Source organism: Tardiphaga sp. 866_E4_N1_4 (assembly GCF_052076075.1).
Taxonomy (GTDB): Bacteria; Pseudomonadota; Alphaproteobacteria; order Rhizobiales; family Xanthobacteraceae; genus Tardiphaga; species Tardiphaga robiniae.
Map to the genome: position 1 here is coordinate 4,151,574 of NZ_CP197242.1, position 12,661 is coordinate 4,164,234.

The 12,661-nt window shown below is 61.1% G+C and carries 10 protein-coding genes; 7 read left to right on the plus strand and 3 right to left on the minus strand.

Annotated elements, in window-relative coordinates; translation table 11 throughout:
* The first annotated feature begins 199 nt into the window (after positions 1 to 199).
* The 3 genes from mdh (at position 200) to sucD (ending at position 3,457) form a co-directional block, all read left to right on the plus strand.
* Complete coding sequence (gene mdh, locus AB8B20_RS20090) at positions 200 to 1,165, plus strand: malate dehydrogenase (protein ID WP_093757748.1); 966 nt, start codon at positions 200 to 202, stop codon at positions 1,163 to 1,165.
* Between the two features lie 206 nt (positions 1,166 to 1,371).
* Positions 1,372 to 2,568 carry an ADP-forming succinate--CoA ligase subunit beta gene (gene sucC, locus AB8B20_RS20095; protein WP_184512451.1) on the plus strand — a complete coding sequence of 399 codons (1,197 nt, stop codon included), beginning with the start codon at positions 1,372 to 1,374 and terminating at the stop codon, positions 2,566 to 2,568.
* A 4-nt stretch (positions 2,569 to 2,572) separates the two neighbouring features.
* Positions 2,573 to 3,457 carry a succinate--CoA ligase subunit alpha gene (gene sucD, locus AB8B20_RS20100; RefSeq protein ID WP_093757749.1) on the plus strand — a complete coding sequence of 295 codons (885 nt, stop codon included), beginning with the start codon at positions 2,573 to 2,575 and terminating at the stop codon, positions 3,455 to 3,457.
* A 130-nt stretch (positions 3,458 to 3,587) separates the two neighbouring features.
* On the opposite strand, the gene AB8B20_RS20105 is transcribed toward sucD, so the two are convergent.
* From AB8B20_RS20105 to AB8B20_RS20115, 3 genes are all read right to left on the minus strand, one after another.
* Positions 3,588 to 4,466, minus strand: coding sequence for a sulfurtransferase (locus tag AB8B20_RS20105; protein WP_439074194.1), 879 nt, complete (start codon positions 4,464 to 4,466; stop codon positions 3,588 to 3,590).
* A 125-nt stretch (positions 4,467 to 4,591) separates the two neighbouring features.
* The gene (locus AB8B20_RS20110; RefSeq protein ID WP_439074193.1) at positions 4,592 to 5,731 is read right to left on the minus strand and encodes an acyl-CoA dehydrogenase family protein; all 1,140 of its coding nucleotides are present in this window, start codon (positions 5,729 to 5,731) and stop codon (positions 4,592 to 4,594) included.
* Between the two features lie 67 nt (positions 5,732 to 5,798).
* Positions 5,799 to 6,341, minus strand: coding sequence for an OsmC family protein (locus tag AB8B20_RS20115; protein ID WP_184512455.1), 543 nt, complete (start codon positions 6,339 to 6,341; stop codon positions 5,799 to 5,801).
* A 237-nt stretch (positions 6,342 to 6,578) separates the two neighbouring features.
* Here AB8B20_RS20115 and AB8B20_RS20120 point away from each other — a divergent pair, with 237 nt between their 5' ends.
* From AB8B20_RS20120 to AB8B20_RS20135, 4 genes are all read left to right on the plus strand, one after another.
* Entirely contained in the window at positions 6,579 to 7,262 is a 684-nt protein-coding gene (locus tag AB8B20_RS20120; protein ID WP_439074192.1) for a TetR/AcrR family transcriptional regulator, read from the plus strand.
* Positions 7,263 to 7,436: 174 nt separating this feature from the next.
* On the plus strand, positions 7,437 to 10,394 hold the full coding sequence (locus tag AB8B20_RS20125; protein WP_093757752.1) for a 2-oxoglutarate dehydrogenase E1 component: 2,958 nt from the start codon (positions 7,437 to 7,439) through the stop codon (positions 10,392 to 10,394).
* 116 nt (positions 10,395 to 10,510) lie between these two features.
* Positions 10,511 to 11,752, plus strand: coding sequence for a 2-oxoglutarate dehydrogenase complex dihydrolipoyllysine-residue succinyltransferase (odhB, locus tag AB8B20_RS20130; RefSeq protein WP_439074191.1), 1,242 nt, complete (start codon positions 10,511 to 10,513; stop codon positions 11,750 to 11,752).
* 122 nt (positions 11,753 to 11,874) lie between these two features.
* Positions 11,875 to 12,621, plus strand: coding sequence for an SDR family oxidoreductase (locus tag AB8B20_RS20135; protein WP_439074190.1), 747 nt, complete (start codon positions 11,875 to 11,877; stop codon positions 12,619 to 12,621).
* Positions 12,622 to 12,661: the final 40 nt, after the last annotated feature.

A 12,661-nucleotide genomic window follows, 5' to 3' on the forward strand; every position in this document is an offset into this window, starting at 1 on the left:
ATCAGATCGATATCAAAGCGGAATCGGTACTTTCGCGAGCGATTCCAATTTCCAGTTCACTCATAATAATTTGCATTGCAGGCCGGCGCTCGACAATTGGGCAGGCTCCGACTTGAACGGTGTCCGCGAAAGGGATAACCAGCCTGTCAGCATTTCCTGCTCCCTCCCTACCCCTTCGGGCTTAAAGGATAGATTTCCCATGGCGCGTAACAAAATCGCATTGATTGGTTCTGGTCAGATCGGCGGAACACTTGCTCACCTCGTCGGCCTGAAAGAACTCGGCGACGTCGTGATGTTCGACATTGCGGAAGGTGTGCCGCAGGGCAAATCGCTCGATCTCGCGCAGTCCTCACCGGTCGACGGCTTCGACGCCAAGCTGACCGGCGCCAACTCCTATGAGGCGATCGAAGGTTCGGACGTCATCATCGTCACCGCTGGCGTGCCGCGCAAGCCGGGCATGAGCCGCGACGACTTGCTCTCGATCAACCTCAAGGTGATGGAGCAGGTTGGCGCAGGCATCAAGAAGTACGCCCCGAACGCCTTCGTCATCTGCATCACCAACCCGCTCGACGCGATGGTCTGGGCGCTGCAGAAGGCTTGCGGCCTGCCGGCAAACAAGGTGGTGGGGATGGCGGGCGTGCTGGACTCTGCGCGCTTTCGCTACTTCCTGGCCGATGAATTCAATGTGTCGGTCGAAGACGTCACCGCTTTCGTGCTCGGTGGCCACGGCGACACCATGGTTCCGCTGGTCAAGTATTCGACCGTTGCCGGCATCCCGCTGCCCGACCTCGTGAAGATGGGCTGGACCTCGCAGGCCCGCATCGACGAAATCGTCGACCGCACCCGCAACGGCGGCGCCGAGATCGTCAACCTGCTCAAGACCGGTTCGGCCTTCTACGCTCCGGCCGCGTCGGCCATCGCGATGGCTGAGAGCTATCTCAAGGACAAGAAGCGCGTTCTGCCCTGCGCCGTTCACCTGAACGGTGAATACGGCGTCAAGGACATGTATGTCGGCGTTCCCGTCGTGATCGGCGCCAAGGGTGTCGAGCGCATCGTCGAGATCGAACTCCTCGGCAAGGACAAGGAAGGCTTCGACAAGTCGGTAGCTTCGGTGGTCGGCCTGATGGACGCCTGCAAGAAGATCGCACCCGACCTGCTCGGCTAAGATCAAGCTCACTTCACCGGCACCCTCTGGGTGCCGGTTTTGCATTTGACGACATTGGCAAACACTGCAACGAACCCCTCAGCCAATTCGTCCGTCACGCGGAATTATCGTCGGCTTTGACTTGCAGCATGCTTGGTATACGGTATGCCAGTTCAAAGAAAATGACGTGAATTCCAAGTTCACCATCCGGGGTTCGGGAGCAACTTATGAATATCCATGAATATCAGGCGAAGGCCGTGCTGAAGGAATTCGGCGTGCCCGTTTCCAAGGGCGTGCCAATCCTCAAGGCCGAGGAAGCGGAAGCTGCCGCCAAGCAGCTCGGCGGTCCGTTGTGGGTGGTGAAGAGCCAGATCCACGCCGGCGGCCGCGGCAAGGGCAAGTTCAAGGAAGCATCGGCCGGCGACAAGGGCGGCGTCCGCCTCGCCAAGTCGATCGACGAGACCAAGCAGTTCGTCAAGGAAATGCTCGGCGCGACCCTCGTGACCGAACAGACCGGCCCCGCGGGCAAGCAGGTCAACCGGATCTATCTGGAAGACGGCTCGGACATCGAGAAGGAATTCTACCTCTCGCTGCTCGTCGACCGTGAGACCTCGCGCGTTGCTTTCGTCGTCTCGACCGAAGGTGGCATGAACATCGAGGAAGTCGCGCACAACACCCCGGACAAGATCGTGACCTTCTCGGTCGATCCGGCCACCGGCGTGATGAGCCACCATGGCCGCACCGTTGCGCAGGCGCTGGGCCTCAAGGGCGATCTCGCCAAGCAGGCCGAAAAACTGGTGTCGCAGCTCTACACTGCGTTCATCGCCAAGGACATGGACATGCTGGAGATCAATCCGCTGATCATCTCCAAGCAGGGCGAGCTGAAGTGCCTCGATGCCAAGATGTCGTTCGACTCGAACGCCCTGTATCGTCACCCGGAAATCGTCGCGCTGCGCGACACCACGGAAGAGGACGCGAAGGAAATCGAGGCATCGAAATATGACCTCGCTTACATCGCGCTCGACGGCACCATCGGCTGCATGGTCAACGGCGCCGGCCTCGCAATGGCTACGCTCGACATCATCAAGCTCTATGGCGAAAGCCCGGCCAACTTCCTCGACGTCGGTGGCGGCGCTTCCGAGGAGAAGGTGACTGCAGCGTTCAAGATCATCACTGCCGATCCGAACGTGAAGGGCATCCTGGTCAACATCTTCGGCGGCATCATGAAATGCGACGTCATCGCTGCCGGCGTTGTCGCCGCAGTGAAGGCTGTCGGCCTCCAGGTGCCACTGGTTGTCCGCCTCGAAGGTACCAATGTCGAGGAAGGCAAGAAGATCATCCGTGAATCCGGTCTCAACGTTCTGCCCGCCGACGATCTCGACGACGCCGCTCAGAAGATCGTCAACGCCGTGAAGGGAAAGTAAGCCGATGTCCGTCCTGATCGACAAGAACACCAAGGTCATCTGCCAGGGCTTTACCGGCAAGAACGGCACCTTCCACTCCGAACAGGCGATTGCCTACGGCACCAAGATGGTCGGCGGCACTTCGCCGGGCAAAGGCGGCTCGACGCATATCGGCCTGCCGGTGTTCGACACCGTGGCTGAAGCCCGCGACAAGACCGGCGCCGATGCGTCGGTGATCTATGTGCCGCCGCCGGGCGCAGCAGACGCGATCTGCGAAGCCATCGACGCGGAGATTCCGCTGATCGTCTGCATCACCGAAGGCATTCCGGTGCTCGACATGGTGCGCGTCAAGCGTTCTCTGTCCGGCTCCAAGTCGCGCCTGATCGGGCCGAACTGCCCGGGCGTCGTCACCGCCGGCGAGTCGAAGATCGGCATCATGCCGGCCAACATCTTCAAGCCCGGCAGCGTCGGCATCCTGTCGCGCTCCGGCACGCTGACCTATGAAGCCGTGTTCCAGACCACCCAGGCCGGCCTCGGCCAGAGCTCGGCGGTTGGCATCGGCGGCGATCCGGTCAAGGGCACCGAATTCATCGACGTGCTCGAGATGTTCCTGGCCGACCCCAAGACCACCTCGATCATCATGATTGGTGAAATCGGTGGTTCGGCGGAAGAAGACGCGGCGCAGTTCATCAAGGACGAAGCCAAGCGCGGCCGCAAGAAGCCGATGGTCGGCTTCATCGGCGGCGTCACCGCACCTCCCGGCCGTCGCATGGGCCATGCCGGCGCCATCGTGTCGGGCGGCAAGGGCGACGCCCAGTCGAAGATCGCAGCCATGGAAGCCGCCGGCATCCGCGTCTCGCCGTCACCGGCCCGCCTCGGCACCACGCTGGTGGATGTGCTGAAGGGCTAAGCTGAGCTCAAAAGCGCTGAGAATAAGAAAGGCCCGCTCGTGAGAGCGGGCCTTTTGTTTTGACACGCTGACTGGATCGCCCGGTCAAAGCGCGCAATTGCGCGCCCGGCCGGGCGAGGACACTGGAGTTCTACGCCGCCTGCGCCTGCTTCTCGCCAACCAGCGGCAAACCTTCCTCGATTGGATACTTCGTATCGCGCGACCATTCGTTCCACGAACCAAAATACATCCGGACATCAGCCACGCCGGCGTTCTTTAGCGCGAGAAACGTGTTCGACGCGCGTGCGCCCTTGAAGCAGTAAAGATAGACAGTGGTCGACGGCGTGATGCCGACAGTGGCGCATTCGGCGAGAATCTCGTTCTTCGACTTGAAGCGCGGACCTTCCGACGTCGGTTTCATCATGCGGTACCACTCGATCCAGACCGCGCCGGGAATGCGGCCCATACGCGGGCAGAAATCCTTGCCATAGGGCGACGAGCTTTCGCCGATCCATTCATCGACATCGCGCACGTCGAGGATCGCGATCGACGGATTGTCGAGTGCGGCCTGCATGGTGGCCGCGTCGATCAGGATCGAACCGGCTTCCGACTTGATCGCGAAGGATGCTGCTGTCGGCGTCGGAACATCCGTGGTGGTCGGCAGGCCCTTCATGGTCCAGGCTTCAAAGCCGCCATGCAGAACTTTGATCCTGGGATAGCCGAGAAACTCCAGCAGGAAGTAGCCGCGGCAGGACTGGCCGAAGCCCGAATTCATCGACTGTTCGTAGATCACCGCAGTCTCGCTGCCGGACAGGCCGGCACCGCCGAAGGCCGCCGCGAACTTCTTCTTCAGCTCGTCCATGCCTTCCGCCGTCGAGGTGGCGAGGAACGTAAAGATCTCATGGAGATTGACGGCGCCGGGGATATGCCCGGCCGCATAGGCGTCGGGATTGCGCGTGTCGATGATGACACAAGGTTCTGACTTCATGAACGTGACGAGGTCGTCTGCGGAAATGAGAACTTCAGCCATTGAAAGCCTCCTCTGTGTTGAACCGTCGTTGTTGATTCGTTTGTGCTGGATCGCCTGTCGTTTCGCCGTGACTTAAGTCAGTTCGCTGTCCGTTCGCGCGATCGGGATCATTCGCATGATCGGGATCACGCCCCACCCTGGTCTCCCTGATATTCGCGCGCATTGTCTGCGAGCATTTTTCTGAGCTGCTTGGTGGCGGGGGTAACGATCGCCACGAAATAGGCTTCGCGCAGTCGGCGCTGGGCGCGGTGCGATTTGAGATAGCCGCGCGCGCCACAATGCAGCATCGCCGCATGCGCAGCAGCGACCGCGGCGTCACCGGCGCGCAAACGCAGTTCGACGACGCTGCGCCAATAGGCATTGCTCATGTCAAAGGGTGTGGCCGCGAGCATCATCGTCTCGGCTTCCATTTTCGCCAGCAGACCCGCGAAATCCTCGGGCTGCTGCGGGAGGAAGCAATTGACGTGGGCGAGCGACGGCTTGACGCTCTCCATGATAGCCACGCAATCGCGCACCAGTCCGAGGCCCATGCCCATCTGCATCAAGATGAATCCCGCGCGAATTCTCTTCACGAAGGGCATCGCCGGTGCCGCGAGCACCTGATCGTCTGGAATGAAGACGTCGCGAAATTGCACGGCGTAGGTGCCGGTGCCGTCCATCGCGAGGAACGGCTTGCACGGCGTCAGCGAGAGATTCTCGTCGGCGCAGTCGGCGAGGAACATCACCTTCTCGCCGGAGCCGTCATCGAGTTCAAAGATGGTGCCGAACAAATGGTCGGGGCCAAGATTCGATACCCATGGCAGAGCACCGCGCACGATGTAACCGCCGTTGGTGCGGCGACCTTTCAGCTTGAGCTTCTCGATGCCAAAGAAGCTCTTCATCGGATTGGACAGGCCGGTGCCGCCGAGCAGCTTGCCGCTCGCGGCATCGCTCAGATACTTCGCCTTCAGTGCGGCGTTGTCGGAGTTGAGGATGTACCAAACCAACGTGTTCTGGCACCACGCCATGAAGGCCGTGGAGCCGCAGGTCTCGCCGATGGTGGTGATGCCCGCGATCGTCTCGCCGAGATCCGCGTGTGCCGACCAGGCACCAACATCGCCGAGATGACGTAGCGCCCGATCCGGATAGATCGTGCCTTCATCTATCTCCAAAGCGATCGGTGAAAGATCGGTGCGCGCGACGGCAGCTATTCGTTCGACGAGCGACGGTGTGTCGCCGGCCCCTTCAATATCGTCAGATTTCCGCAGCACTGCCGTCGTGGTCATGTCGATCTCCATCACGCGCAAGGAAGAGAGACCGCGGCCGCATCGCTGCGGCCGCGCTAACTCACATTCAGGCAGAGACTTCGAGATTGACCGGGCGCGTAAACGTGTTGGCGACGGGCGACCACTTCTTGACGTGGGTGATCAGCGCATCGATCTCGGCCTGTGCGATGCCTTCGCATTCCATATCGACCTTGATGCGCACATCGGTGAAACCGACCGGCTTCTCGCTAATGTCGCCGGTGCCCCAGACGGCAGTGATGTTGAGATCGCCTTCGAGCTGCAGTTCGAGTTTGTTGACGGTCCAACCACGATGCACGGCATTTGCGTGCAGGCCGACGGCGATGCAGGAGCCAAGCGCCGCCAATGACGCCTCTGACGGATTCGGCGCGGTGTCGTCGCCGAGCAGGGCTGGTGGCTCATCGACGATATAGGGCGGCAGATTGCGGATGTAGTTGGCGTGGCGGAACTTGCCCTCGGCCACCGTCTTGCACTTCAGCGTCTTGATGACATTGGGATTGGCTTTGCCGTTGGCGATCAGCTGTTCGAGCCCGCCTTTGTCGATCGGCGCGAGGCAGCCGGTCAGGGCGGTTTTGGCGGCAACAGCAGTCATTGGTTTTCTCCCTTGGAAAGATGGAAAGATACAGAACGTTCTGTAGCTTTGCAGAAACTGTGCCAGCGCCAGCCGATGCGAAAATCGTCGTGGGATCAGCGAGTTGCGCAATTGACGCGAAATAGGGCAGAGGCTAGACTGCCGCTTAGCGCGGCAAATGCGTATTTACCCGCTCGAATATTGGTCAGGAACCGATGATCGCTTGCGCCGCGCGCGCGCCATGACATATGACAGGGCATGACTGATGCGATGCCGCAGGCTGTCGAAAGCAATGTTCCGCAGGTAACGCCGCGGGAGCGGCTGATGGACGCGGCAACAAGGCTGTTCTGCAAGAATGGCATCAATGCCACTGGCATCGACGCCATCGTCAGTGAGGCTGGCACGGCCAAAACCACCCTCTACAAAAACTTCAAATCGAAGGACGATCTCGTCGACGCCGTGCTCAAGGCGGAAAGCGAGGCTTGGCGCGGCTGGTTCATTGCAGCCGTGGAACGCGCCAAAACCCCGCGTGAAAAACTGGATTCGATCTTCCCCGCGCTGAAGAGCTGGTTTGCCGAAGAGACCTATTATGGCTGTGTTTTCATCAATGCAGTCGGCGAGCACTCCAAGGACGAGACCCGGCTGCGCGACATCACGATCCGGCACAAATCGGTCATTCTCAAGCACATCTCCGGACTGGCCGAGGCTGCCGGCGCCAAGAAGCCGGACTTTCTCGCGCACCAGATCGGCCTCTTGATGGACGGCGCCATTGTCGCCGCCATGGTGACCCGCGATCCGACTGTCGCGGACGCCGCCGGTATGGCCGCCAATGCCCTGCTCGACGAGGCCTGCGGACCGCCCAAAATCCGCCGCACCCGGCGCGCCGGACTGCAGGGCGGCGCTGCCGCTTTGGCTAAGGAAGACCTCAGTGTCGTCGACTGAAATCAGCGGACAAAATCTCGCGCACAAAGAATTGACGAAATATTCAGTTCTTCGTGCTTTTCAGGGCGCACATTCGGATTAAATAGGGTAGAAGCTCGCTCGACTTTAGGATGGTCCGGCAACCGGATCAGCCCTCGTTAAAATTTCCGCGCGATACCAAATCAGGACGCCATCATGTCTCGCCAGGACGCGAACGCCGCCTTTGCACTCTCCTCATTTCTGCAAGGCGCAAACGCCACTTACATCGACGAACTCTATGCCCGTTACGAAAAGGACCCCTCCTCGGTCGATGCCGAGTGGCAGGAGTTCTTCAAGAGCCTGAAGGACTCGCCCGCCGACGTTCAGAAGAACGCCGAAGGCCCCTCCTGGGAGAAGGCCAACTGGCCGCTGACGCCCAAGGACGACCTGACCTCCGCCATGGACGGCAACTGGGCCCAGGTCGAGAAGGTGATGGGTGCCAAGCTCGCCGCCAAGACCGCGCAGCCCGGTGCTGCCGCCCCGACCGGCGACATCAATCAGGCGACCCGCGATTCGGTGCGCGCCTTGATGCTGATCCGCGCCTTCCGCATGCGCGGCCATTTCCACGCCAATCTCGATCCGCTGGGCATCGAAGGCCAGAAGGATCACGAGGAGCTCGATCCGCGCTCCTACGGCTTCACCGATGCCGACTACGACCGCAAGATCTTCCTCGATAACGTCATCGGCCTCGAATACGGCACGCTTCGTGAGATCGTTGCGATCCTGCAGCGCACCTACTGCCAGACCCTCGGCGTCGAGTTCATGCACATTTCCAACCGCGCGCAGAAGGCGTGGATCCAGGAACGCATCGAAGGCCCGGACAAGGAAATCAGCTTCACGCCGGAAGGCCGCCGCGCCATCCTCCAGAAGCTGGTCGAGGCCGACGGCTTCGAGAAGTTTTGCGACGTCAAGTTCACCGGTACCAAGCGCTTCGGCCTCGACGGCGGCGAATCACTGATCCCGGCGCTGGAACAGATTATCAAGCGCGGCGGCAGCCTCGGTGTCCGTGACATCGTCGTCGGCATGCCACATCGCGGTCGCCTGAATGTGTTGACCCAGGTGATGGGCAAGCCGCACCGCGCGCTGTTCCATGAATTCAAGGGCGGCTCGGCCAATCCGGACGAGGTCGAAGGCTCGGGTGACGTCAAGTATCACCTCGGCGCCTCGTCGGATCGCGAGTTCGACAACAACAATATCCATCTGTCGCTGACGGCGAACCCGTCGCATCTTGAAATCGTCGATCCCGTGGTGCTCGGAAAGGTCCGCGCCAAGCAGGACCAGAATGGTGATCCGCCGGACCAGCGTATTTCCGTGCTGCCGCTGCTGATGCATGGCGATGCGGCCTTCGCAGGTCAGGGCGTGGTCGCGGAATGCTTCGCGCTGTCGGACCTGAAGGGCTATCGCACCGGCGGTTCGATCCACTTCATCGTCAACAACCAGATCGGCTTCACCACCTATCCGCGCTACTCCCGTTCGTCGCCCTATCCGTCCGACGTTGCGAAGATGATCGATGCTCCGATCTTCCACGTGAACGGCGACGATCCGGAAGCGGTGGTGTTCGCCGCCAAGATCGCGATCGAGTTCCGGCAGAAGTTCCACAAGCCTGTCGTCATCGACATGTTCTGCTATCGCCGCCACGGCCATAACGAAGGCGACGAGCCGGCGTTCACCCAGCCGGTGATGTACAAGAAGATCGGCGCGCATCAGTCGACGCTGGATATCTATGCCAAGCGCATCATCGCCGATGGCGTGATGACCGAAGGCGAAGTCGACAAGGCGAAGGCCGACTGGCGCGCCCGTCTTGATGCCGAGCTCGAAGCCGGCGCCGGCTACAAGCCGAACAAGGCTGACTGGCTCGACGGCAAGTGGGCCGGCTTCAAATATGCCGACCAGGAGGAAGATCCCCGTCGCGGCGTGACCGGCGTCGACGTCAAGACGCTGAAGGAGATCGGCGCCAAGATCACCAAGGTGCCCGATGGTTTCCGCGTTCACCGCACGGTGCAGCGTTTCCTCGACACCCGCGCCAAGGCGATCGACAGTGGCGAAGGCATCGACTGGGCGACCGGCGAGGCGCTGGCATTCTGTACTCTGATGGAAGAAGGCCACCATGTCCGGCTGTCCGGCCAGGACTCGGAGCGCGGCACCTTCTCGCAGCGCCATTCGGTGCTGTTCGACCAGGAAGACGAAAGCCGCTACACGCCGTTCAACCACCTCAAGCCCGACCAGGGTCACTACGAGGTCATCAACTCGCTGCTGTCCGAAGAAGCCGTGCTCGGATTCGAATACGGTTACTCGCTGGCCGAGCCGAAGGCGCTGACCATCTGGGAAGCGCAGTTCGGCGACTTCGCCAACGGCGCACAGGTGCTGTTCGACCAGTTCATCTCCTCGGGTGAACGCAAGTGGCTGCGTATGTCGGGCCTCGTCTGCCTGCTGCCGCATGGCTATGAAGGCCAGGGCCCGGAGCATTCCTCCGCACGCCTTGAGCGTTTCCTGCAGATGTGCGCGGAAGACAACATGCAGGTGGTCTATCCGACTACTCCGGCCAACTACTTCCACATGCTGCGTCGTCAGTTGAAGCGTGAGATTCGCAAGCCGCTGATCGTCATGACGCCGAAGTCGCTGCTGCGCCACAAGCGTGCGGTGTCGAAGCTGAGCGAACTCGGTGCCGACACCTCGTTCCATCGCGTGTTGTTCGACGATGCGGAGAAGCTGCCGGACGAGAAGATCAAGCTCACCGCCGACAACAAGATCCGTCGCGTCGTTCTGTGCTCCGGCAAGGTCTATTACGACCTCTACGAGGAGCGCGAGAAGCGTGGCATCGACGACGTCTACCTGATGCGTATCGAGCAGCTCTATCCGGTGCCGCTGAAGACGCTCGTGCAGGAGTTGACCCGCTTCAAGGGTGCGGAATTCGTCTGGTGTCAGGAAGAGCCGCGCAACATGGGCGGCTGGCACTTCATCGAACCGTATCTCGAATGGGTGCTCAACCAGATCAACGCCACCCACAAGCGTCCGCGTTACGCCGGCCGCGCCGCATCTGCAGCGACCGCCACCGGCCTGATGTCCAAGCATCTCGCCCAGCTCAAGGCCTTCCTCGACGAAGCGCTCGGCTAAGCCTCCATTCTATTGGCGAATGCCCCGCACCCGCGGGGCGTTCGCATATCCCCATCGATTTCAAGTTCAGGCAGGAATGACCGAGCGGGTCGCCACGCCACAAGAGGAAATAGACAATGACTGAAATTCGCGTTCCCACGCTCGGCGAATCCGTGACGGAAGCCACCATCGGCCGCTGGTTCAAGAAGGCCGGCGATGCCGTCGCCGTTGACGAGCCGTTGGTCGAACTCGAGACCGACAAGGTCACAATCGAAGTGCCCGCGCCGTCCGCCGGCGTGCTCGGCGAGATCGTTGCCAAGGACGGCGAGACCGTGGCCGTCGGCGCACTGCTCGGCCAGATCACCGATGGTGCCGGCGCCAAGCCGGCTGCAGCTCCCGCGAAGCCCGCTGCCCCGGCTCCGGCCGCCGCACCCGCCGCTGCTACGCCTGCTCCCGCTCAAAAGTCTGCACCCGTCGATGCGCCGCTGGCGCCGTCGGTCCGCAAGATCTCGGCCGAGAGCGGCATCGATGCCGCCACCGTCCCCGGCTCGGGCAAGGATGGCCGCGTGACCAAGGGCGACATGCTCGCTGCGATCGAAAAGGCTGCGTCGGCACCCACGCCGATCAATCAGTCTGCCGCCGCCGTGCAGGTACGTGCGCCGTCACCCGCTGACGATGCTGCCCGCGAAGAGCGCGTGAAAATGACGCGCCTGCGTCAGACCATCGCGCGTCGCCTCAAGGACGTGCAGAACACCGCAGCGATGCTGACGACCTTCAACGAGGTCGACATGACCAACGTGATGGCACTGCGCTCGCAGTACAAAGATGTGTTCGAGAAGAAGCACGGCACCAAGCTCGGCTTCATGGGCTTCTTCACCAAGGCCTGCGTGCAGGCATTGAAGGATATTCCGGCCGTGAACGCCGAGATCGATGGCTCCGACCTGATCTACAAGAACTATTATCACGTCGGCGTTGCCGTCGGCACTGACAAGGGCCTCGTCGTTCCCGTAGTGCGCGACTGCGATACCAAGTCGATCTCCGACATCGAAAAAACCATTGCGGATTTCGGCAAGCGCGCCCGTGACGGCCAGCTCAAGATCGACGAAATGCAGGGCGGCACATTCACCATCACCAATGGCGGCATCTACGGTTCGCTGATGTCGACGCCGATCCTGAACGCACCGCAGTCGGCCATCCTCGGCATGCACAAGATCCAGGAACGTCCGGTCGTGGTCGGCGGCAAGATCGAGATCCGCCCGATGATGTATCTGGCGGTGTCCTACGATCACCGCGTGATCGACGGCAAGGAAGCCGTGACCTTCCTCGTCCGCGTCAAGGAAAGCCTGGAAGATCCGGCCCGTCTCGTTCTGGATCTCTGACCTCTCCTTATTCACTATTATCAACCGGTAGCGGCGACGCTGCCGGTTGATGGCCAAGAAGCCTTGATATCCGAAGCCTCGATACCTGAAGTCTTGGCACCTCAGCGAAGCTGGAGCAGGACATGACCGATAGCGTCGTCATCATCACTGGTGGTAGCCGGGGTATCGGCCGCGCAACGGCGCTAAAGGCGGCGGCACGCGGGTTCAAGGTCGTGATCGGCTATGCCAGCAACGAAGCCGCTGCGAATGAAGTTGTTACGAAGATCGAAGCGACAAACGGCAAGGCCGTCGCCGTAAAATGCGATGTCGGTTCCGAGGCGGACATTCTCGCGCTGTTCAAGGCGGCTGACGCGTTCGGGCCACTCGGCGCGCTGGTCAACAATGCTGGCATTGTCGGCCCTTCCATCCGCGTCGATCAGATGACTGCCGAACGCATCGCCAACATGATGACGGTGAATGTCACCGGCAGCATTCTTTGCGCCCGCGAGGCCGTTAAGCGCATGTCGACCAAACACGGCGGCAAGGGTGGCGTCATCGTCAATCTGTCATCGGTAGCCGCCAAACTGGGGGCGCCGAACACTTATGTCGACTATGCCGCCTCGAAAGGCGCGATCGATTCCTTCACCATCGGATTGGGACACGAAGTCGCAGCCGAGGGCATTCGCGTTGCCGGCATTCGGCCGGGTTTGATCGATACCGATATTCACGCCTCAGGCGGCGAGCCGGACCGCGCGCATCGTCTTTCCGTCAACGTGCCGATGAAGCGCGTCGGCACTGCGGATGAAGTTGCCAATGCCATCGTCTGGTTGCTGTCGGACGAGGCTTCTTACGTTACATCCACCATTCTCGACGTGTCCGGTGGCCGCTGAGGCCCTGACGCCCCATATCATCTGAAGACAATACAGGACT

Coding starts and splice junctions, on each gene's coding strand:
- AB8B20_RS20110 (WP_439074193.1), bottom strand. CDS start 5,731: ATGACCACGACGGCAGTGCTGCGGAAATCTGACGATATTGAAGGGGCC.
- AB8B20_RS20120 (WP_439074192.1), top strand. CDS start 6,579: ATGACTGATGCGATGCCGCAGGCTGTCGAAAGCAATGTTCCGCAGGTA.
- mdh (WP_093757748.1), top strand. CDS start 200: ATGGCGCGTAACAAAATCGCATTGATTGGTTCTGGTCAGATCGGCGGA.
- odhB (WP_439074191.1), top strand. CDS start 10,511: ATGACTGAAATTCGCGTTCCCACGCTCGGCGAATCCGTGACGGAAGCC.
- sucD (WP_093757749.1), top strand. CDS start 2,573: ATGTCCGTCCTGATCGACAAGAACACCAAGGTCATCTGCCAGGGCTTT.
- AB8B20_RS20125 (WP_093757752.1), top strand. CDS start 7,437: ATGTCTCGCCAGGACGCGAACGCCGCCTTTGCACTCTCCTCATTTCTG.
- sucC (WP_184512451.1), top strand. CDS start 1,372: ATGAATATCCATGAATATCAGGCGAAGGCCGTGCTGAAGGAATTCGGC.
- AB8B20_RS20115 (WP_184512455.1), bottom strand. CDS start 6,341: ATGACTGCTGTTGCCGCCAAAACCGCCCTGACCGGCTGCCTCGCGCCG.
- AB8B20_RS20105 (WP_439074194.1), bottom strand. CDS start 4,466: ATGGCTGAAGTTCTCATTTCCGCAGACGACCTCGTCACGTTCATGAAG.
- AB8B20_RS20135 (WP_439074190.1), top strand. CDS start 11,875: ATGACCGATAGCGTCGTCATCATCACTGGTGGTAGCCGGGGTATCGGC.